We start from the raw sequence: 22,275 nt of genomic DNA on the forward strand, positions 1-22,275 counted from the left end.
AGCAACGATACCTTTTTTATGATGTAAAAAGGAGCTTGAACAAAGTACCAAGCTCCTTTCTAATTGCATTCTTCGATTTCGCGTCTTATCGACGTTCTTTAATACGTGCTGCTTTTCCGCGTAGGTTACGAAGATAGTATAGTTTCGCACGACGTACAACACCGCGACGAGAAACTTCGATTTTATCAATACGAGGAGAATGTACTGGGAAAGTACGTTCCACACCTACACCGTAAGAAATTTTTCTTACTGTAAATGTCTCGCTGATTCCACCGTTTTGACGTTTAATAACGACACCTTCGAATACCTGGATACGTTCACGAGAGCCTTCGACAACTTTAACGTGAACTTTTACAGTATCTCCTGGGCGGAAATCAGGATGATCGTTACGAAGCTGATCTTTTGTGATGTCTTCGATTAATTTTTGCATCCTGCTTCACTCCTTCCAAACCAATGCTCATATTTCCGAGTGGTAACAGCGGAACATCGTTTATACGCACTTAATCACACTTAAGCACAATAATTAATATAACATAATTGGACTATGACATCAACTAGATTTTATTAAAATATAGCGTAGTTTAGTTATTACTAGTCTCTTCATCCATTATTTCATTTAATAATCGTTTGTCTACCTCTGTTAACGGATAATCCACTAACAAATCACGACGTCGCTCGTAAGTCCGCTTTAATGATTCCTTCCGACGCCATGTTTCGATTTTTCCATGATCACCTGATAGCAAGACTTCAGGAACCTTCATCCCTCTAAAATCCGCTGGTCTAGTATAATGTGGGTGCTCCAGCAAGCCTGTTGAAAAAGAATCCTGTGGTGCTGATTCCTGATTTCCGAGGACGTCCGGTAACAGCCTTACCACACTGTCCACTACTACCATCGCCCCAAGCTCCCCACCTGTTAACACATAATCCCCAATGGAGATCTCATCTGTTACAAGGTGTTCTCGAATACGTTCATCATAGCCTTCATAATGCCCACAAATAATGACCAAGTGATCTGCCTGTGCGAATTCTTCGGCTTTTGCTTGTGTATAACGTTCCCCTTGTGGACACATGAGGACAACACGAGGCTTTGTTGCTTTTTCATTCGTTATAGCTTCCACTGCATCAAAAACAGGTTGTGGTGCTAATACCATACCAGCACCACCACCGTAAGGATAGTCATCTACCTTATTATGCTTATTTTCCGTATACTCACGAAAATTAACAAGTTGGTAACTAAACTTATTTTTTTCCTGTGCCTTCTTCAATATTGAGGTGTTAAACACCGTTTCAATCATTTCTGGAAACAGGGTTACAATGTCAATATGCATTAATCAAGCAATCCTTCCATTGGTTCAATGACTACATGCTTATTAGGAATATCCACTTCAAGCACTACATCTTCAATATATGGAATTAAAACATCCTTCCCCTTCGGTTGCTTTATGACCCATACATCATTCGCACCAGGTGATAAGATTTCTTTAATAATTCCAATGCTAGCCCCAGTCGTTGTAACAACCTCACATCCAATAATTTCATGGTAGTAAAATTCATCTTCATCAAGCTCTGTAAGCTGCGACTCTGTTATTTTTAAATAGGATTCTTTCATTGGCTCTACATCATTAATAGACTCATATCCTTCAAAACGAAGCAAATCAAACCCTTTATGGATACGATGAGCTGAAATAGTTAATTCTTTTACAACCTGGTCATCTTTTACGAGTAAGAGACGGTTACCTAGACTAAATCGTTCCTCAAAATCACTAATACGTAATACCTTGACCTCACCACGAATTCCGTGTGTGTTAATAATTTTTCCTACTGTAAATAATTTCTCATTCATTATTCTCACCTGCTAATTATCAATTCGTACTACTACGTCATCCTTGATGACGATTGCTGTTTGTTCCATAATTTCATTCCAATGCGTGCCAACCTTCACTTCAACAAGAGCTTCAACTTCACGTTCTACAATTTCACTACCAATTTCTAGCATTTCCAATTGATTGCGTTTAAACTCTAGAAGCTTTATTTTATCTTTTCGCTTATTAATTTCCCCTTGGAAGCGATTTTGTAATTCTTGCTTGGAAATTCCTTTTTTATGCTGTAATTTTCGTTGTTCGAATAACAGCTGTTGACACTCTTGTTCAAGCCGCATTTTATGATTCGTAAATTTTTCATGTAATAGCCGCTTACTTTTTTCTGTTATCACTTGTTTAATGACGATTTTTTTTATGATGTTCACGTTCGTTCCTCACTCTCAGGCCGAATTTATCAAGCGGTCCAATGATGTGAAAAAATCCTAGGTATGTGTAAAAAGGGAAAGGTTTCCCCTTCCCTTTACATAATATCCAAATAGATTCGTTTGTTAGCATCCGTTTTCGCAGCATAAACCACTGTACGAATTGCTTTAGCAATACGCCCGTTTTTACCAATTACTTTTCCAACGTCATTCTGATTAACCGTTAGATGAAATACGAGCTTCGTATCTTCTTCCTTTTCGGTTACAACAACATCTTCTGGGTAATCGACTAATGGTGTAACAATCGATTCAATTAGGGCTTTCATGATATCACACTACTTTACTTAGTTTTTTGGTCGTGGAATTTTTTCATGATGCCTTCTTTTGAAAATAAGTTACGTACTGTATCACTTGGTTTTGCACCTTTTGTCATCCAATCAAGTGCTTTTGCTTCATCTATTTTAACTTCAACTGGATCAACTACAGGGTTATAAGTTCCAATTTGTTCAATAGAACGTCCGTCACGAGGAGAACGTGAATCAGCTACAACGATACGGTAAAAAGGATTTCTTTTAGACCCCATACGCTTTAGACGAATTTTTACTGCCATTACTTGCACCTCCATTATTATGTTTCTCACAAGAATAAATTCTAACAGAAACTTATTTGTCTGTAAAGGGTTTTTGCATTACATCCTATTTTTTATCTCTAGATCCCGATATAATACCTTTTAAAACGGATTGAAAGGGAGCTTAAGGCCTTTACCCTTCTTCCCTTTCTGCATATTGGTCATTTGCTTCATCATCTTTTTCATTTCATCAAATTGTTTTAACAGACGATTGACCTGTGATACGGATGTACCTGATCCAGTAGCAATTCGTTTCTTACGACTAGCATTCATAATACTTGGGTCTTGTCGCTCTTTTTTGGTCATTGATTGAATGATCGCTTCCACATGGGCAAGCTGTTTTTCATCGACCTGTGCATTCTTCAAGCCCTTCATCTTATTCGCACCAGGGATCATTGCTAATAGATCATCTAATGGCCCCATATTGCGTACCTGGCTCATTTGCTCCAAGAAATCATCGAATGTAAATGATGCTGTGCGCATCTTTTCTTCTAATGCTTTGGCTTGTTTTTCATCCACTGAAGCTTGGGCTTTCTCGATTAACGTTAAAACGTCTCCCATTCCAAGAATACGAGATGCCATCCGTTCTGGATGAAAAGCTTCCAGCTGATCGAGTTTTTCACCCATACCTGCGAATTTAATCGATTTCCCTGTAACAGCTTTAATGGATAGTGCTGCACCGCCTCGCGTATCACCGTCAAGCTTTGTTAATACAACACCAGTAATGTCTAACTGATTATGAAAGCTTTCAGCTACATTAACCGCATCCTGACCTGTCATCGCATCCACGACTAGGAATATTTCGTCGGGATTTACACTAGCTTTTATTTGCGTTAGTTCGTCCATTAAATCGGTATCCACATGTAGTCGCCCAGCAGTATCAATAAGCACATAATCGTAATGCTCTGTTTTTGCTTTTTCAATTGCCTGTTTGGCAATATCAACTGGACTAACCTCTGTTCCCATGGAGAACACAGGCATATCGAGTTGTCCGCCTAATGTCTCTAATTGCTTGATTGCTGCAGGTCGATAAATATCAGCCGCAACTAACAATGGTGAACGATTGTGTTTTTTTCGTAATAGATTAGCAAGCTTACCAGTTGTTGTCGTTTTACCCGCACCTTGTAATCCAACCATCATGATGACTGTTGGTGGACGGTCACTTACGGCAATCTTGCTCTGTTCACCACCCATTAAGTCGGTTAATTCCTCTTTCACAACCTTAATGACCTGTTGACCAGGAGTTAGGCTTTCCATTACCTCCTGACCAACTGCTCGTTCCTTAATACGGTTTATTAAATCTTTTACAACCTTAAAATTGACATCCGCCTCAAGTAGCGCAAGACGGATCTCTCGGGTCATTTCCTTAACATCTTGCTCGGAAACCTTCCCTTTTCCAGTAATTTTTTTAATCGTACTTTGTAAACGGTCGGCCAAGCCTTCAAATGCCATAGAAGGTGTCCCCCTAATCTAATTCTTTTAATTCATTCATATACGAGATAAGCGCTTGATCTCCTAAATCAGCAATTCGCTTATCAAGTTTCTGAATCAGCTTCATCCGCTGTTCAAACTTTTCATACAAGTGTAATTTCTTTTCATAGGACTCAAGCATTGTTTCAGTTCGCTTAATATTATCATAAACAGCTTGCCTTGAAACAGCTGCCTCTTCTGAAATTTCCCCCAACGAATAGTCCTCTAAATAATACATTTCCATGTAATTACGTTGTTTGGGTGTTAATAATGCCTGGTAAAAATCTAATAAATAATTCATTCTTGTCGTTTTCTCTAGCATTTCTCCACCCCTTGTTAAGTGAAAATCCTTTACATTTAATCATATCGAAGCATTGTTCCTTTTGCAAGTAGAATACCATGTTATGATTCAGTTAAATCATAGCATATCTGCAAACAAACCATATACAAAAGCATTCGGATCAAATTTCTGTAAATCCTCTGCCTTTTCGCCTAATCCTACATATTTTACTGGAATTTTCAGTTCGTTGCGGATTGCCAAAACAATACCACCTTTAGCCGTACCATCTAGCTTTGTCAGGATAATCCCAGATACATTTGTTGCTTCTGAAAATGTCTTTGCTTGGACGAGCGCATTTTGTCCTGTTGTCGCATCTAGAACTAGTAATACCTCATGTGGTGCACCAGGAACCTCGCGTTCAATGACACGCTTAACCTTAGTAAGCTCGTTCATAAGGTTTACCTTATTCTGAAGACGTCCAGCGGTATCACAGATAAGAACATCAACTTCCCGAGATTTAGCAGCTTTAATCGCATCAAAGATAACGGCTGCTGGATCACTACCAGCATTTTGTTTGATTACCTCGACACCGGCACGCTCCCCCCAAACCTCTAATTGTTCAATTGCACCTGCACGGAAGGTATCACCTGCCGCTAGCATAACGTGCTTTCCTTCCGCTTTTAGCTGATGGGCTAGTTTTCCTATCGAAGTCGTTTTACCAACTCCATTTACACCGACTACTAAAAGAATTGAAAGACCATCTTTGTTCAACTGTAATGTTTCGATTTCTGCATCATCATCGCCATAATAAATATCAACTAATTTTTCGGAAATGACATCCCTTACCTCATTTGTATCACTAATTTTGCGGCGCTGCACCTCAAATTTCAGCTCATCAATTAAGTCCATTACCGTCATAACGCCAACATCAGCTGTGATTAAGAGCTCTTCTAATTCTTCAAAGAAATCCTCATCCACCTTACGATAACGCGCAATTAAATCATTAATTTTCCCCGAAAATGATTGGCGAGTTTTTTCCATACCTTCTTTATACTTAGTGGATACTTCCTCTTGATTATCCTGTTTAAATTTACTTTTTAATTTTTGAATAAAGCTCATGTATAGGACTCCTTTACGATTGAATAAGCTCTTTTGTTTCCTCTAAACGAACGGATACTAATCGAGATACACCAGATTCCTGCATCGTTACCCCATACAACACATCCGCTTTCTCCATTGTACCTTGTCGGTGGGTGATTACGATAAATTGCGTATTTTCACTATAATGCTTCACATACTTGGCAAAACGTGCCACATTGGCTTCATCTAGTGCTGCCTCCACTTCATCAAGTACACAGAATGGTACTGGACGAACTCGTAGTATCGCAAAAAGTAGTGCAATTGCTGTTAGAGCACGTTCTCCACCCGATAATAGACTTAAATTCTGGAGTTTCTTTCCAGGTGGCTGAGCAATAATATCAACTCCGGTATCCAATAAATTACTTGGATCAGTCAATTTCAACTCGGCATGACCACCTCCAAATAGCTCTTTAAAGACAATAGCGAATTCATCTTTAATTTGAGAGAAGGTCGTACTGAACAGGTGCTCCATTTCATCGTCCATTTCTTTAATAACAGAGAACAAGGTGTTTTTCGCCTCAACAAGGTCATTACGTTGTTCAGTTAAGAATGTGTAGCGTTCTAATATACGATCATATTCATCAATCGCACCTAGGTTAACATTTCCTAATCGATCAATCGCTGCTTTTATTTCTTTTACCTGACGCTTCGCTTCATCGATATCGTCAACCTTCTCATAGTCTTGTTTTGCTCGTTCGAACGTAATCATATAGTCACTTTGCAATACCGTAAGTCGATTCTCAAGATCAACATCGATACGATTAGCTTTCACTTCTTTTTGCTGGATGCGCCCCATTAAAGCTTGATGATTCTTTGTTTCCTCTTTTAGTTCGCGTTCCTCATCCTGCATTTTCTTCGTAAGTTCCATTCTTTCCGTCCGTAGATTCTGGATGGATATCGTAATGGATTCCTTTTCTTCACTCTTCTGTTCGAGCTGTTGATTAATTTCTTCTTCCGTTTCCTCTGTTTGAGAAAGCTGTACTAATTCTTCCAAATCATGCTCGTAGGATTGATATTTTTCTTTTAACTCCGAAAGTTGCTGAGCAAGCGCATTTGTTTTCTCTTGTTGGTTCTTCACACGCTCTTCTTGTTCAGCTAATTGTACTTGATACTGATGAAAATCACTCTGAAGTTGGTCCTGATTTTCTTTTAATTCTAGTTCCTGTTTCGATAAATCATCAATTTGTTCTTGATATTCTTGTAGTCTCTGACTTATCTGCTCTAATTCGTCTGTTAATTGTTTATCTCGCTCTTCTAATGTCGTACGGTCACGATCAAATTGTTGTTTATCCTGATCATAAATCGATAAATTCTCTGATAAGGAAGCTAATTTTAATTCGATTTCCTTATGGGTTGATCTCGCGTCCTGTAAACGAGTTTGAGCATCGTTAATAGTATATTCAAGCGATTGCAAGGATTGCTCTGATTCCATTAGCTCGTTCTTTAACGTTTGCACCTGTTGTTCAAAAACTTGTGCCTTCGCTTGATAATCCGCTAATTTCTCCGTTAACTCCTGTAAATCCTTATCTCGAGAGAATAGGGACTGGTTGGTTTTCTTCTGCGCCCCACCTGACATGGAACCACCAGGATTGACGACATCGCCCTCTAATGTAACGATACGATATTTTCGCATGACCAAACGTGCCATATCATTGGCATCTTTTAATGTCTTGGCAATTAAAACATGCCCCATTAAATGATCAACGGCCTTTTGAAATGCACGTTCAGTTGATACCAGCTTACCAGCTACACCAACATATCCAGGATGCTTTTCTACCTGTGCTAATACATCCTGTGGAATGTAACGTGGTTGGATAGAACCTAGTGGTAGAAATGTTGCCCGACCACTATTAGTTTGCTTCAACCAAGAAATTGCCTTACGGGCAGATTCATCATGCTCGACTACGATATGTTGTGCCTGACCACCAAGTACTGTCTCAATTGCCGTAATATAGGACGTTGGTACATCGATTAATTCAATTACGGCACCATGGATGGCTTGTAATTTACCATCTTCACGTGCTTTTAAAACCGCTTTAACCCCTTGGAAGAAGCCCTGGAAATCTTCCTTCATCTCCTCCAGCATTTCCTTTTTGGACTTTAGCTTTTCAATGTATTGATAGCCTTGATAGAGCTTTGTTTGTTGTTCCTGGTAATGATTACGCTTTTGCTCAATATCAATTTTCAATTGTCTAATGGATTCTTCCTGTTGCTTATGCTGGGTTTCCGCTGATTGCAGCGTCTTGCTAGCTTCTGTTAGTTGCTCTGTATAATTCTCTCGTAATTCGAGTAAATCCTGGAATTTATCCGCTTGTTTATCTTTTTTTCCATTAAGCTGCTGTAATTGCTGAGCAATCGATTGTTTTTCATTACGAGCAGCAGCTTGTTTATTTAATGATTCAATATACTCGGATTTAAGCTCTTCGATTTGTTCGGTTAAATCATCCTGTCCAGTAGTTATCTTTCTTCGCAATTCTTCCACTTGCTGCTTCGTTTGCTGCTTTCTTGCTTGTAAGTCAGCTAGTTTCTGCTTTTCTTCTGTCAGCTCAGCCTCTAATTTTTGAATCCGTAATTGTGCATGATGCTTTTCAACTTCTAGCTTTTCTTTATTCTCTGCAAAGTGCTTGGAGCGTTCATGGAATACTTGCTTTTTCCCTTCATATTGTTCTAGCTTTTGGGTTGTCACAAGTAATCGTTCTTGTAGCTCATTTATTTGTTCATCCATATGATCAATCTTTTGGCGATCCTCTGCTAGACTTGCTTCCCTTTTCTGGATTGCCGTTTGCACTTGTATTTCATTCATTTTTTCTGCTTCAATTTCTTTTAATAAACCTTGCCATTCATCATGCAATTGTTCTATTTCAGTAATAAGCAAGGATATCTCTTGCTGTTTTAACATATCCTTTTGCTTTAAGTATTCTTTTGCTGTTTCCGCCTGTGCTTTTAGCGGATCTAATTGATTTTCAATTTCATGAATAATATCTTCTACACGATTTAAGTTTTCTTGTGTTTCAGCAAGCTTGTACTCAGCCTTCTTCTTGCGTTGCTTATATTTTAGAACACCTGCTGCTTCTTCAAAAATTGTCCGGCGTTCCTCCGCCTTAGAGCTTAATATTTCCTCTACTTTCCCTTGACTGATGATAGAGAAAGCTTCTTTACCTAATCCAGAATCGAGAAACAAATCGACAATATCCTTCAGACGACAGGATTGTTTGTTAATATAAAACTCACTTTCACCAGAGCGATATACGCGTCTCGTAACACTAACTTCATCATAATCAAGTGGTAATGCTTGATCATGGTTATCTAACACTAATGTAACTTCTGCTACATTCAGTGCTTTTCTCGTATCACTCCCCTGGAAAATAATATCTTCCATTTTCGTACCACGAAGTGACTTTGCTGACTGCTCCCCCAGCACCCAGCGCATTGCATCGGTAATATTACTTTTACCACTACCATTTGGCCCTACTACAGCCGTTACCCCCGGTACAAAATCAACACTGATTCGTTCAGCAAAGGATTTAAATCCTACACTCTCTAAACGTTTTAAAAACATAGACATTCTCCTAATGGAATCGAAATAACTGTTCGGTTCCAGTTCTCTTTTTCTATCATTGCAAAAATTTGTGCTTAAAAATAAAAATAAAACATAAATATATAATTTCAGATTGGCTTTTTAACGCATTTATTTTATCATAAACATAGACACAATAGAAGAGTTGACAAGGTTTAAGGAAATATTAACAAGAATAAAACGGGGTGTACGATGAACTTAACGAATCCAACCAAAGAAAATTTAGCCTTTATTTTAGAAGATTTAGCGAATCGTCTTGATGTTGTTAATCGCACAATTATGGACGTTGAAGATTATGATCTTTCCAAATATGAGGATATAAAATTCATGTATGACATGGTCGTTCAAAAGGGACGATTGACTGCGTTAGAAACACAGGCATTCATTCAAGAATTGCGCACAGTCAGAAAATAGTTTTTTTAAAAAAGGTGACCGGGACAAAAGTATTTATAGTAAGATAATATCCGAACATTGGTGCACAATACCCATTCTGAAAAAAGAGTGCATTGTTCGACTTCTTATCTCATTTTACTTTTGTTCCGGTCACTATTTTAGTATGTTTTATTCACCAAATTTATCCAACGCATCCTTAGCTGCTCGTTGTTCAGACTCTTTCTTCGTACGGCCGACTCCAGATCCCCAAACCTCTCCATTAATCCGAAGTTCTGCTACAAATTCCTTATTATGAGAAGGACCTGTTTCGTCTATTATGGCATAATCAATCGTCTTATTTTTGTCTTGTTGGACAATTTCTTGTAATTTACTCTTATAATCCATCGCATGCGAAAAAGCACCTGTGTCGATTTTAGGGAAGACATATTTTTCAAGGAATTGCAGTGCTGTATCAAAGCCTTGGTCTAAATATAACGCACCTAAAAATGCTTCGAATACGTCTGCAAGCAAGGCAGGTCTCGTTCTACCCCCAGTCATTTCTTCCCCTTTTCCTAATAGGATATGCTCACCGAAGCTTAAACTTCGAGCAAAGGCTTCTAATGACGGCTCACAAACAATTGCCGCACGGAGTTTTGTCATTTCTCCTTCTGGCATATTCGGGTATTTACGATACAAATACTGCGAAACACCAAGTTCCAATACTGCATCACCTAAAAATTCTAATCGTTCATTATCAGAATAACGCTGATCACGATGCTCATTCACATAGGATGAATGGGTAAATGCTTGTTTAATAACCGCGATATTATGAAATCGCAAATCAAGCATTGCTTCTAATTTCGTTTGGTTCATGTCAACAGTCACCTCTAGTTGTTGATATACGGAAAAGGCCGAGGCAAAGTTAAATAAGGTAAGAAAATTCGGGTTGCAGCGCTTTTTAGCACTTATTCGAATAGTACCTTACAGCAAACTTTTGTCTCGTCCTCTTCAATTGTTCCTATATAGATTAGGACTGTAAATTCTGTATGTAATTCACAGCGTCACCAACAGTGTTAATTTTTTCAGCTTCCTCATCAGCGATTTCCATATCAAATTCATCCTCAAGCTCCATTACAAGCTCAACCACATCTAATGAATCTGCTTCTAAATCCTCTTTAAAAGATGCTTCCATTGTCACTTTTGATTCTTCTACATCAAGTTTATCAACAATAATTTCTTTTACGCGATCAAATACTTCTGCCATTACCCGTTCACCCCCTTTCAAAGGTTACCTACTAAATTACATTACCATTCCTCCATCAATATGAATGGTTTGACCAGTAATATAATTAGCATCATCAGAAGCTAAAAAGCGTACTACTTTTGCAACGTCTTCTGGCTCACCAAGCTTGGCTAATGGGATTAGACCAAGCATGCCCTGTTGCTGCTCTTCTGTTAATTCATCTGTCATATCGGTAGAAATAAATCCTGGAGCAACGGCATTCACCAAAATATTACGTGAAGCTAATTCCTTCGCAGTAGTTTTCGTCAACCCAATGACACCAGCTTTTGCCGCTACATAATTTGCCTGACCGGGATTACCACTAACACCAACGATTGAAGCAACATTAATAATTCTACCAGAACGTTGTTTCATCATTTGTCTTGTAACAGCCTTCGTGCAGACAAATACTCCCTTAAGGTTCGTATTTATAACTTGGTCAAATTCTGACTCTTTCATGCGCATTAAGAGATTATCACGCGTAATACCTGCGTTATTTACTAGAATATCTAAGCTGCCAAATGTACTCACTGCCGCTTTCACCATCTCTTGTACTTGGGTTTCATCAGAAACATCTGCTTGATATTTAAATGCCTTCACGCCAAGTTTTTCTATTTCTTCAACGACCGCTTGTGCTTTTGCCTCATTACCAGCATAATTGACAACAACATTCGCCCCGTTTTTTGCTAGTTCTAACGCAATTGCACGACCTATTCCACGTGAACCACCAGTTACTACTGCTGTTTTAGCTGTTATCATGACGTCTCCCCCCTGTACCAAGTAATAAAATCATTTAGCGACTGTAAATCCTGCACATTAAATAATTGTGTATTACGATCAATTTTTTTCACTAATCCGCTTAATACTTTTCCATTCCCTACTTCTACAAATGCATCAACACCAGATTCTATCATATTTCGGATAGATTCTTCAAATCGTACTGGCGAATACAGCTGCTGTAAAAGTAATTCTTTAATTTCTTCCTGTTTGGTAACTGGAAGAGCAGTTACATTCGCATAAACTGGAATTGTAGCATCATTAATCGCTACCTGATCCAAATAGGTTGAAAATTTATGATTAGCTGGCTCCATTAGTCTTGAGTGGAACGGACCACTTACATTTAATGGCAGCACGCGCTTAGCACCTTTTTCCTTCAGTAATGTGCTCGCTTTTTCGATACCGGCGAGTGAACCCGAAATAACAACCTGACCCGGACAATTTAAATTTGCCACATCAACAATTTCATCTGTAATACTTTCAAGCACTTCAGTAATTGCGTCTGTTGATAATCCTAATACAGCAGCCATTGTTCCTTGCCCTTTTGGAAAAGCTTCCTCCATTAGACTTCCACGAGTGGCAACTAATGGCAATGCTTCTTCAAGCGATAAAGCTCCCGCAGCAACTAATGCACTGTATTCTCCTAAGCTATGCCCTACAACCATCACCGGTGTAATATTTTCTGCCTCCAGTATTTTGTATAAAGCTATGCTCGATAACAATAATGCAGGCTGTGCATTTTCAGTCTCAGTAAGCTTTTCAGCAGGTCCTTCAAACATTAGTTTTTTAATATCGAACCCTAATGCTTCGTTCGCTTCTGAATACAGATGTTCTATTTGTGAAAAATTATCATGAATTTCCTTCCCCATGCCAACAGTCTGTGAACCCTGACCAGGAAACATAAATGCAACCTTTTTCATTCATTATTCCTCCTCAGTCGTTTGATTCTCCGCAATCGTAGCTTTAATAGTTTCCGTTACGTTATAATCCACCATATAACAAGCCTGTTTTATTGCATTATAAATGGCACGATGATTGGAAGAGCCATGTGCTTTAATAACTGGTGCAGCTAAACCAAACAGACCTGCGCCCCCGTACTCGGAATAGTCTAGTTTATCCTTTAACCCTTTTAAGTCTCCCTTTAGCAATCCTGCCGCTAACTTTGTCTTCATAGAGGACATAAAGGTTTCTTTTATCATTGAAAACAACGCAGAAGCTGTACCTTCAATGGTTTTCAGTGCAATATTTCCACTAAACCCATCCGTAATAACTACATCTGCAACACCATCTAATAAATCTCTTGCTTCAACATTACCAACAAAATTAATAGGTGCTTTTTTCAGAAGATCAAACGCCTTCTTCGTTAAATCATTTCCTTTTCCATCTTCGGTTCCAATATTTAATAAACCTACTCTCGGATTAGAGATGGAACGAACCTGCTCTGCATATATAGACCCCATTATCGCATACTGCAATAAGTGAGTTGGTTTGGCATCCACATTTGCACCAACATCTAGCATTAGAAATCCTTTTCCGTCTAGCGTTGGAAGTGTAGGACTTAGAGCCGGGCGGTCAATCCCTGGAATTCTACCAACAATAAACAACCCAGCACTCATCAATGCACCAGTATTCCCCGCAGAAATACAAGCATCGGCACGTTTTTCTTTTACTTCTTCAGCCATTAAAACTAAAGAGGAATTCTTCTTTCGGCGAACCGCTCGTACTGGTTCATCATCGCCAGTAATAACTTCATCAGCATGAATGATATCGATTCGTTCTGTATTCGTTAAATATTCTTCAATCATTTCTTTATTTCCAACTAGAGAAATATGTAAGTTATCAATTTGCTTAATAGCTTCCATTGCACCTAGTACGATCTCCTTTGGTGCATGATCGCCACCCATCGCATCGATTGCTATTTTCATTTAATTATTCTCCTTTTTTCTCCGTTGACCGGTACATATGAAACGTTCCAGCAAACACTTTTTCACTATCTACAAAGCTATCAACATGAACAATAGTCAATCCCTTATCAGATATTCCTTTGACTATAGCCTTTGCCACGACGCGTTCACCTTGATGAACCTGTCTCATAAAGCTAAGTTCAGATGTAGCTGTTAATGCTAATTCATCATTAATCACAGCAACCGCTAACGAATTTGCCTGTGCAAATAAATGATGTCCTCTAGCAATATTATTTCTAGTAAACACATGCTCTCTACCAATATCTAAAATTGAAATCGCACGTCTATCTAACTCAAGATCAATTATTTCCCCAATTACATCCTCTAACGGTAACGATTTTACAGTTTCGGTCCATTGGACTTTGGCAACTGTTTTAATTCGTTCTCGTAATTCTGGAATCGATAATTCCATTCGATCTAATCGTATCGTTTGGATACTAACATCGAATTTCTTGGCTAATTCCTCGTCCGTTATAAAAGGAGTTTCTTCAATCGTTTCCCGTAGTCGTTCTTGTCTCTTTATCTTAGGTATCCTCATCAAAGCACCATCCACTTATAAAAATTATTGTTTACGATAATATTTGTTGCTATTATGACTTGGTACTAATAGTAATATATATTACCAAAACAAATTATGCAAGTCAGATTTAGTCAAGCTTCGTATCAAAAATGCCTTCAACAGCTAATAAATCACGTATTTTTTTAAATTTAGGATCTTCCTCAAGCAGATTAAATTCAACGATTTCTTGTGCATCATTTCGCGCTGTCTCTAACGCACGATAATCATGAATCATATCTGCCACTTTAAATTCTGGTAATCCACTTTGTTTTGTACCAAAAAAGTCCCCTGGACCGCGTAATTTTAAATCTTGCTCGGCAAGCTCAAATCCATCATTGGTCTCGGTCATAATACGCATTCTTTCTTTACCGGTTTCACTTTTAGGATCTGCAATTAAGATACAATAGCTTTGCTTATCTCCACGCCCAACTCTACCTCTTAATTGATGTAGCTGTGAAAGTCCGAATCGTTCAGCATCATAAATGACCATAATTGTTGCGTTCGGTACATTGACTCCTACTTCTACTACAGTAGTTGATACAAGTATTTGGATTTCATTGGCTGCAAATTCCTTCATCACTTGATCCTTTTCATTGCTATGTAATCTACCATGCATTAAGCCCACTTGCAGTGAAGTGGAATAATAGTCAAGTAATTGCTGATGCAAATCGACTGCATCCTGAATATCTAGCTTGTCCGACTCTTCGATTAATGGACAAATAATATAGGCTTGTTCACCTTCCTGAACCCGCTTTTCGATAAACTGTAGTACACGTTCAAACGAATTTGCCTTTGTCCAGTATGTCTCTATTTCTTTTCGACCTGCTGGCATTTCATTAATCACCGATACATCCATATCACCAAATGCCGTAATTGCTAATGTTCTTGGGATTGGGGTTGCGGTCATAAACAAGACATCCGGATGAAGTCCTTTATTACTTAATAATCGGCGTTGTTCCACACCAAATCGGTGTTGTTCATCAACAATAACAAGTCCTAGCTCATCGAAAAACACATCATCCTGAATGAGGGCATGTGTCCCTACTAGTATTTGGATTTCATGATTTTCTACGGCTGCTAAAATTTCTTTTCGCTTTTTCCCTTTCACCGATCCTGTCAGTAATTCCACTCTTGCCAAATCACCAAATAGTTCGGTTAGGGAGTGATAATGCTGCTCTGCCAAAATTTCTGTTGGCACCATTAAGGCACCTTGCTTATGTGCCGTAACGGCTGCATAGAGTGCAATAGCAGCAACTGCCGTTTTTCCAGAGCCAACATCCCCTTGCAGGAGTCGATTCATCCGATAAGGTGATTTCATATCCGTTAAAATCTGCTGTAATGACTTGGATTGAGCATTAGTTAATGTAAACGGAAATTGGTTAATGAATTGCTCAACTTTTGTTGCATCATAATCCTGTGCATTTCCAACTGATGCTTCTCGTCGTTGCTTCCGTAACACTTGTATCTTAAGTTGAAACAACAAAAACTCTTCATATGTAAATCTTCTTCTCGCATGTTTAAGCGCAATTCGATTAGTAGGAAAATGCATCGTTTGTATGGCTTCACTACGAGTGGGGATTTTATATGCAGTAATATAGTCCTGGGGTAATATTTCCTCCATTTGTTCTCCGTAGGATTTGATTGCCTCTTGAATTACTTTTTTCAGCTTATAATTCGTGATATTTCCTTTAACTGAGTAAATTGGTTGAATCGCGGAGTCTTTTTCCAATGAACCTTTTGTAAAATTACTAACGGTAATTTGCAAACGATGTGCATCCCATTTTCCGGTTAAGGTAACCATTTCACCAGAAGTCAGCTGGTTTTTCGCAAAGGCACGATTAAACATCACTGCTTTCACGGCTACATTTTCCACTTCCACCATAAAAGTTAGTCTCGATTTTTTTCGACCATAAAAGGAAAGAGAAGGATCAGCTAGTACCCTTCCCTCTATCGTCACCTTATCCTCATGAATCAATTCACTAAGAGGTTTAATCTCAAACACATCGTAGCGCGAAGGAAAATATAACAGGAGATCTTCAATCGAATAAATATTCAACCCTTCTAGATCCTCTGCAAATTTTTCCCCTACGCCTTTGATGTCTAGTATGGAATTTGCTAACATCCTAAATCACTCTTTCTATACAGTCATTCCAAATATCTTTTCCTTCAGAAATCTTCCAGTTGGTGTGTCAGCAAGACCACCTTCACCTGTTTCCCGCAAAGATACGGGCATTTGGCTACCAATACGATACATCGCTCCAATTACTTCATCACAAGGGATACGACTTGTCACACCTGCTAATGCCATATCTGCTGAAACAATCGCAAGTGCTGAACCTCCAGCATTACGTTTAACACATGGAACCTCTACTAGTCCTGCTACTGGGTCACAGACAAGGCCTAACATATTTTTTAAAGTCATCGCAAAGGCTTCTGCTGATTGCTGAGGAGTTCCACCTGCCATTTCCACAATCGCAGCTGATGCCATTGCACCTGCAGATCCTACCTCTGCTTGACAACCACCAGCAGCTCCAGAAATAAAGGCATTATTGGCAACAACGAGACCAAATGCACCTGCCGTAAAGAGATATCGAATCATTTGTTCACGTGTTGGGTTTAATTGTTCTTTCACAGCAAATAACGTACCTGGCACACAGCCTGCACTACCAGCAGTAGGCGTTGCACATATTACCCCCATTGCTGCATTGACTTCATTTGTACCCATCGCTTTACTTACCGCATCAAGCATCAAATTCCCAGATAAAGGTGTTTTCTCCTTCATATAAGTTTGAATTTTCACCGCATCTCCACCAGTTAAGCCTGTTACGGACTGAACACCCTTCAGACTATCCGCAATGGCTTTCTCCATTACTTGAAGGTTTCGTTCCATTTCTGCGAAAACTTCTTCTCGACTTTTATTTTTAACGTCCATTTCCTGACGGATCATTACCTCTGACAATAAAATATTTTCGTTTTCTGCGATTTCTACTAATTCCGCAACTGTTCGAAACATGTGAAATCTCCTCTCTAGCTTACTATTTTCGAAATCTGTATGATATGGTCTGCATCTTCTAATTCTAGCAAAATAGCATCCTCAATATTTTGATCTACCTCGATGACCATCAATGCCTCTTTGCCAACATCTTTTCGGTTCACTTCCATATGACCAATATTTATTTCATGCTTTGCTAAAATTTTGGTTACAGAAGCAATGGCTCCGAAACGGTCATTGTGCATAATCAGAATGGCTGGGTGGTTTCCGGAAAGTCTTAGTTCAAATCCATTTAATTCTGTAATTTCCACCTTTCCACCACCAATTGATATTCCGACAATTTCTAGCTTATCTTGATCATCACCTATAATCAGGCGCACCGTATTCGGATGGTCCGTTTTAGCACTATCCTCGATAAATTCAATCGCTAATCCAGAATCCTTTGCTAACGCTAACGCACTACTCATTCTTGTGTCATCTGTATTAAACCCTAATAAACCACCAGCTAAAGCAAAATCAGTCCCATGCCCCTGATAGGTTTTAGCAAATGAACCATATAAGTGGATCTTTGCCCATTTCGGTTGTTTTCCAAATATATTACGTGCCGCAAGACCTATTCTCGCCGCACCTGCTGTATGTGAACTTGAAGGTCCAACCATGACTGGACCGATAATATCGAAAACAGAATTATATTTCATCTGTACTACACCGCCTATTTTTTTCTTGAAATTTAAGGTCTATTGTAAATTATATCAAAAACTATTATAATAATCATTTGTGGATTGTAGTTTTTCTCTTGTTTTTTTATTTTGGAGTGAACTATTAATCGGGTGGGAGAGGGATAAGCAAAATCAAGGAGTATACATGCCTTTAAATACGCTGAATAACAAGGCGACACTTCGGAATGACCTAATAGCTGGAATTATTGGCTATTTAACAACTGTTTATATTGTGGTAGTAAATGGTTCTATCCTTAGTGAAGCTGGAATTTCACTTGAAGCTGGTATGATGGCTACGATTTTAGCTAGTTTTGTTGGGACACTTCTTATGGGGATCTTCAGCAAATTACCATTGATATTAATCCCAGGTATGGGAATCAATGCATTATTTGCTTATTCGATCATCCAAGGAAATGGCCTAACGTATCAGGAAGGACTCGCAGTAGTTTTAGTTGCGTCGGCTATCTTTTTATTGACTGCCTTTACCTCATTAGGTAATAAGTTAAAAGAAGCCATTCCAGATTCGTTAAAACATGCTATAAGTGTTGGCTTAGGATTTTTCCTTATATTAATTGGCTTGGAAAAGAGCGGTCTCATAACTAGCGGTGACAGTACGATAATCGCTATTGGTGATTTTAGTTCACCAGTAATATTTGTCAGCCTAATCACGCTATTTATCGCCATTTTTCTTTTTGTTAAAAATGTACCGGCTAATTTTTTAATTACCATGATTATTGGTACGATACTTGCCTTTTGTTTTGGTATTATCGAAACTGGTGAAAAAACAGTTATCACAGGAACATCTAACGTATTTTATATGCCATCTTTTTCAGCTTTTGATTCTCTTTCTTTTTGGTTGAGTGTATTTCCGTTAGCAATGATCCTGATATTCGAAAATATGGGACTGCTAAATGGACAGCTAGCGATGTTAAACCGTGAGGAATCGTATCAAACAAGCTACAAGACAACAGCAATATCGACGCTTAGCTGTGCCTTTCTTGGAACATCACCTACTGTATCAGCAGCAGAAAATGCCGCTGTTATTGCTTCAAAAGGTAAAACAGGCTTTGCTGCCATCGTTGCGAGTATCCTCTTTATTGGAACAATCTTTATCATTCCATGGATCTCGATGATTCCAAATGTTGCCATTAGTCCTATTTTAATTATCGTTGGCTTCTTGATGGTCCAAAATATACGCCATATTCCACTTGATAATATTTCGGAAGCAATTCCCGCTTTCCTTATTATCGTGATGATACCATTTACGTATAGTATCGCCGATGGAATGGCTTTTGGATTTATCGCCTACCCTATCGTTAAAATGGCTTTAGGAAAACAAAAAGAATTATCAATGGCTGTTGTTATCATTTCATTCCTGTTTGTCTGTGATTTTCTATTGAAAATAGTAGGGATATAAAAAAATTCGCCCATCATAAGGGCGAATTTTTTTTATTCTATTATTCAACTGAGAAAATATATGAATAGATTGGTTGGTTACCGTTATGCACTTCTATTTCAACATCTTCATACTGTTCCTCGATGAAGCCAACTAGTTCATTCACTTCATCTTCATTAACATCTTCACCAGTCAAGATAGTTAAAATTTCATCATCTTCCGTTATAAGCTCCTGGAATAACAGCTTAACAGCTTCTAAACGTTCTTTATGTGTAGCAACAATTTTACCTTCTGCAATCCCCATGAAATTACCATTTTCAATCGCAATACCATCAATTTGTGTATCACGAACCGCATACGTAATTTGTCCAGTTTTAACGTGCGAGCTAGCCTCTAGCATATTTGCTTTGTTAGAAGCAATATCTTCATCTGGATGGAATGCAAGCAATGCACTAATCCCTTGTGGAATTGTCTTTGTTGCAACAACAGCTACATTGATCTCCGCAAGCTCTGCTGCTTGATCTGCTGCCATAATAATATTTTTATTATTCGGTAGAACAATGACATTTTTAGCGTTGGCTTTTTCAATGGCATCCGTAATATCCTGTGTACTAGGATTCATTGTTTGCCCACCTTCAATAACAACAGTTGCACCAAGACTTTCAAACAATGTCTTTAATCCAGATCCCATTGCTACTGTGACAATACCAAATTCAGCCTTTTCTTTAGATACTTTCTTTGGTTCTTTATCGCCAACGATTGCGGTATGTTGCTCACGCATGTTTTCGATTTTCATATTAATTAAGCTACCGTGACGCTGTCCAATTGATAATACATTACCAGGATATTCAGCATGTACGTGAACTTTTACAATTTCATCATCGGATACAACTAACAAGGAATCTCCATGTTGACTTAACTCATTACGAAAAGCAGTTTCATCAAATGGATGCTCTTTTAATTTTTCAGGATCAAATTTCACCATGAACTCCGTGCAATAACCAAATTCGATTTCTGAAGTGTCCATGAAATCTTGTGCAGATTTGTGATGCTCGGCGTTAACCATCGCATCCATTTCCACTACTTCCGTATCTTCTGGAAGCTCTTCTCCTTTTAAAGAAGACAAGAATCCTTCATAAACAGTTACAAGACCTTGACCACCAGAATCCACAACACCAACTTCTTTTAGAACTGGAAGTAAATCAGGGGTTCACTTCAAGGAAGCCTTTGCTTCTTGTAGAACTTTTTCAAGCATTACAATAACATCATCTTCTGTGTTCGCAACCTCTACCGCCTTTTTAGCAGCATCTTTTGCTACGGTTAGAATCGTTCCTTCGACAGGCTTCATTACAGCCTTATACGCCGTTTGAACACCTGTTTCAAAAGCGATTGCTAAATCCTTTGTAGTAACAGTTGCCTTTGATTCCATACCTTTGGCAAAGCCTCTAAAAATTTGCGATAAAATAACACCAGAGTTACCTCTAGCACCCATTAATAAGCCTTTAGAGAAGGCTTGCGCAACCTCAGAGATATTATCTGATTTTGATTTTTTTACTTCATTAGCACCTGAAGTCATTGATAAATTCATATTTGTTCCTGTATCTCCATCTGGAACCGGAAATACATTCAGTGCATCAATTCTTTTGGCATTATTTGTTAGATGATGTGCTCCTGTTAGCACCATCTGTGAAAAAACAATGCCGTCTAGCTTCTGTACTGCCACAATAGTTCCTCCCTCTAAAATCAGGTGAGCAAAATTAGTCTTTTGCTACACGTACTCCTTGTATGTAGATATTAACCGAATCAATTTCAAGTCCCAAGGTCTTGCTCAAAGTGTATTTAACCTGTGATTGAACATTATGAGCCACTTCAGAAATTTTCGTACCATAACTCACGATAATATACATATCTATATGTAAGTGATTATTCTCTTGTCGAACGACAACACCGCGAGAATAGTTCTCTTTACGTAAAATTTCTGCTATACCGTCTTTAATTTGGCTTTTTGATGCCATTCCAACGATCCCATAGCATTCTACCGCTGCGCCACCAGCAATTGTCGAGATAACTTCATTCGTTATGGTTACATGACCATCCTTTGTATTCAATTCAATGGACATTTTTATCCTCCTTTTAATAACTTCCTTAAGGATATTTTACTACAATTGATACCATATTGCACTTTAGGTCTGTTTAATAAATATTGTATAATACCAGAAAAAATAAGCTAACCACCGTGCAAAAGGTGTCTCCAAAGAGTGCGGGCGACCTTTTCGCCCCTTATAACAATGAACGATTCCAGTAATTCTGTCAAGAGATTTTTCTTTATATATATTGCATTCTTGCCCTGGTTGTGGTAAATTGTAAAAGTGTTAAATTGACTTTTGTTAAGAGTAGGAGGGATTACCATGGCAAGACAATGTGTTGTTACTGGACGTAAAACTCGCAGTGGAAACCAACGCTCTCACGCTATGAATTCCAACAAGCGTAATTGGAAAGCTAATGTGCAAAAAGTTCGTATTCTGGTAGACGGAAAGCCTAAACGTGTATATGTTTCTGCACGCGCACTTAAATCAGGTAAAGTAGAACGCGTTTAATATATTTTACCGTAACATTAGTTATTAGCTAAAAGCACCCATATTAAACTGGGTGCTTTTCTAATTTTTTAGGAATTTATAAAATTAAACACTGTGGATAACTGACGTTACTTGAACGGCTAACGTCCAGCTCCAGCGCCCAGGGACTATCAGACTTCCTTCACCTCCGTACGAAGTCAACATCGACTTCCTGCGGTCGTCGTGTTTCCTTTATCTCCTACGGCTCAGTCCAAATGTTTTCGATGGGGCGAGTAATCGTGGTCCCAGTCCGTACGTCCCT

At 38.5% G+C, this 22,275-nt stretch carries 23 protein-coding genes and 1 pseudogene; 3 read left to right on the plus strand and 21 right to left on the minus strand.

The window, feature by feature from the left end; genetic code table 11:
- Window positions 1-85: 85 nt before the first annotated feature.
- The 10 genes from rplS to smc form a co-directional block, all read right to left on the minus strand.
- Complete coding sequence (gene rplS, locus JF53_RS06070; RefSeq protein ID WP_047981290.1) at window positions 86-430, minus strand: 50S ribosomal protein L19; 345 nt, start codon at window positions 428-430, stop codon at window positions 86-88.
- A gap of 151 nt (window positions 431-581) precedes the next feature.
- The gene (trmD, locus tag JF53_RS06075; protein WP_047981291.1) at window positions 582-1,328 is read right to left on the minus strand and encodes a tRNA (guanosine(37)-N1)-methyltransferase TrmD; all 747 of its coding nucleotides are present in this window, start codon (window positions 1,326-1,328) and stop codon (window positions 582-584) included.
- Window positions 1,328-1,843, minus strand: coding sequence for a ribosome maturation factor RimM (gene rimM / locus JF53_RS06080; RefSeq protein ID WP_047981292.1), 516 nt, complete (start codon window positions 1,841-1,843; stop codon window positions 1,328-1,330). Before rimM ends, trmD begins: the two co-directional genes overlap by 1 nt.
- Window positions 1,844-1,855: 12 nt before the next feature.
- On the minus strand, window positions 1,856-2,245 hold the full coding sequence (locus tag JF53_RS06085) for a YlqD family protein (protein ID WP_047981293.1): 390 nt from the start codon (window positions 2,243-2,245) through the stop codon (window positions 1,856-1,858).
- Window positions 2,246-2,340: 95 nt separating this feature from the next.
- Window positions 2,341-2,568 carry a KH domain-containing protein gene (locus JF53_RS06090; RefSeq protein WP_047981294.1) on the minus strand — a complete coding sequence of 76 codons (228 nt, stop codon included), beginning with the start codon at window positions 2,566-2,568 and terminating at the stop codon, window positions 2,341-2,343.
- Between the two features lie 14 nt (window positions 2,569-2,582).
- Window positions 2,583-2,852: a 30S ribosomal protein S16 gene (gene rpsP / locus JF53_RS06095; RefSeq protein ID WP_047981295.1), complete on the minus strand. Its 270-nt coding sequence runs from the start codon at window positions 2,850-2,852 to the stop codon at window positions 2,583-2,585.
- 120 nt (window positions 2,853-2,972) lie between these two features.
- Entirely contained in the window at window positions 2,973-4,322 is a 1,350-nt protein-coding gene (ffh, locus tag JF53_RS06100; protein WP_047981296.1) for a signal recognition particle protein, read from the minus strand.
- Between the two features lie 13 nt (window positions 4,323-4,335).
- Window positions 4,336-4,662, minus strand: coding sequence for a putative DNA-binding protein (locus tag JF53_RS06105; RefSeq protein ID WP_047981297.1), 327 nt, complete (start codon window positions 4,660-4,662; stop codon window positions 4,336-4,338).
- A 96-nt stretch (window positions 4,663-4,758) separates the two neighbouring features.
- Complete coding sequence (gene ftsY, locus JF53_RS06110) at window positions 4,759-5,739, minus strand: signal recognition particle-docking protein FtsY (protein ID WP_047981298.1); 981 nt, start codon at window positions 5,737-5,739, stop codon at window positions 4,759-4,761.
- 13 nt (window positions 5,740-5,752) lie between these two features.
- A complete protein-coding gene (smc, locus tag JF53_RS06115; RefSeq protein WP_047981299.1) occupies window positions 5,753-9,319 on the minus strand; it encodes a chromosome segregation protein SMC in 3,567 nt (1,188 codons plus the stop codon).
- 210 nt (window positions 9,320-9,529) lie between these two features.
- On the opposite strand from smc, the gene JF53_RS06120 reads away from it, so the two are divergent.
- Window positions 9,530-9,751: a DUF1128 domain-containing protein gene (locus JF53_RS06120; protein WP_047981300.1), complete on the plus strand. Its 222-nt coding sequence runs from the start codon at window positions 9,530-9,532 to the stop codon at window positions 9,749-9,751.
- A gap of 147 nt (window positions 9,752-9,898) precedes the next feature.
- Here JF53_RS06120 and rnc read toward each other — a convergent pair whose 3' ends face one another.
- The 9 genes from rnc to sdaAB all read right to left on the minus strand — a co-directional run bounded on the left by rnc (window position 9,899) and on the right by sdaAB (window position 17,981).
- Complete coding sequence (gene rnc, locus JF53_RS06125) at window positions 9,899-10,582, minus strand: ribonuclease III (protein ID WP_047981301.1); 684 nt, start codon at window positions 10,580-10,582, stop codon at window positions 9,899-9,901.
- 154 nt (window positions 10,583-10,736) lie between these two features.
- Complete coding sequence (acpP, locus tag JF53_RS06130; RefSeq protein WP_047981302.1) at window positions 10,737-10,973, minus strand: acyl carrier protein; 237 nt, start codon at window positions 10,971-10,973, stop codon at window positions 10,737-10,739.
- A gap of 36 nt (window positions 10,974-11,009) precedes the next feature.
- Window positions 11,010-11,750: a 3-oxoacyl-[acyl-carrier-protein] reductase gene (gene fabG, locus JF53_RS06135; RefSeq protein WP_047981303.1), complete on the minus strand. Its 741-nt coding sequence runs from the start codon at window positions 11,748-11,750 to the stop codon at window positions 11,010-11,012.
- Window positions 11,747-12,688: an ACP S-malonyltransferase gene (gene fabD, locus JF53_RS06140; protein WP_047981304.1), complete on the minus strand. Its 942-nt coding sequence runs from the start codon at window positions 12,686-12,688 to the stop codon at window positions 11,747-11,749. Before fabD ends, fabG begins: the two co-directional genes overlap by 4 nt.
- A gap of 3 nt (window positions 12,689-12,691) precedes the next feature.
- A complete protein-coding gene (gene plsX / locus JF53_RS06145; RefSeq protein ID WP_047981305.1) occupies window positions 12,692-13,693 on the minus strand; it encodes a phosphate acyltransferase PlsX in 1,002 nt (333 codons plus the stop codon).
- 4 nt (window positions 13,694-13,697) lie between these two features.
- Complete coding sequence (gene fapR / locus JF53_RS06150; protein WP_047981306.1) at window positions 13,698-14,270, minus strand: transcription factor FapR; 573 nt, start codon at window positions 14,268-14,270, stop codon at window positions 13,698-13,700.
- Between the two features lie 109 nt (window positions 14,271-14,379).
- Window positions 14,380-16,413 (minus strand): ATP-dependent DNA helicase RecG, encoded by a 2,034-nt coding sequence (gene recG / locus JF53_RS06155; protein WP_047981307.1) that lies wholly within the window; start codon window positions 16,411-16,413, stop codon window positions 14,380-14,382.
- 15 nt (window positions 16,414-16,428) lie between these two features.
- Window positions 16,429-17,304 (minus strand): L-serine ammonia-lyase, iron-sulfur-dependent, subunit alpha, encoded by an 876-nt coding sequence (sdaAA, locus tag JF53_RS06160; RefSeq protein ID WP_047981308.1) that lies wholly within the window; start codon window positions 17,302-17,304, stop codon window positions 16,429-16,431.
- Between the two features lie 14 nt (window positions 17,305-17,318).
- Window positions 17,319-17,981, minus strand: coding sequence for an L-serine ammonia-lyase, iron-sulfur-dependent subunit beta (gene sdaAB, locus JF53_RS06165; protein WP_047981309.1), 663 nt, complete (start codon window positions 17,979-17,981; stop codon window positions 17,319-17,321).
- Window positions 17,982-18,147: 166 nt separating this feature from the next.
- Between sdaAB and JF53_RS06170 the strand changes: the two genes are divergently transcribed.
- On the plus strand, window positions 18,148-19,419 hold the full coding sequence (locus tag JF53_RS06170) for an NCS2 family permease (RefSeq protein WP_047981310.1): 1,272 nt from the start codon (window positions 18,148-18,150) through the stop codon (window positions 19,417-19,419).
- A gap of 40 nt (window positions 19,420-19,459) precedes the next feature.
- Here the strand turns inward: JF53_RS06170 and JF53_RS06175 are convergent.
- Window positions 19,460-21,121, minus strand: a pseudogene (locus JF53_RS06175) (DAK2 domain-containing protein).
- A 34-nt stretch (window positions 21,122-21,155) separates the two neighbouring features.
- A complete protein-coding gene (locus JF53_RS06180; RefSeq protein WP_047981311.1) occupies window positions 21,156-21,518 on the minus strand; it encodes an Asp23/Gls24 family envelope stress response protein in 363 nt (120 codons plus the stop codon).
- A gap of 288 nt (window positions 21,519-21,806) precedes the next feature.
- On the opposite strand from JF53_RS06180, the gene rpmB reads away from it, so the two are divergent.
- Window positions 21,807-21,995: a 50S ribosomal protein L28 gene (rpmB, locus tag JF53_RS06185; RefSeq protein WP_047981312.1), complete on the plus strand. Its 189-nt coding sequence runs from the start codon at window positions 21,807-21,809 to the stop codon at window positions 21,993-21,995.
- Window positions 21,996-22,275: the final 280 nt, after the last annotated feature.

The sequence above is a fragment of the Ornithinibacillus contaminans genome, assembly GCF_001038425.2.
GTDB lineage: Bacteria > Bacillota > Bacilli > Bacillales > Amphibacillaceae > Ornithinibacillus > Ornithinibacillus contaminans.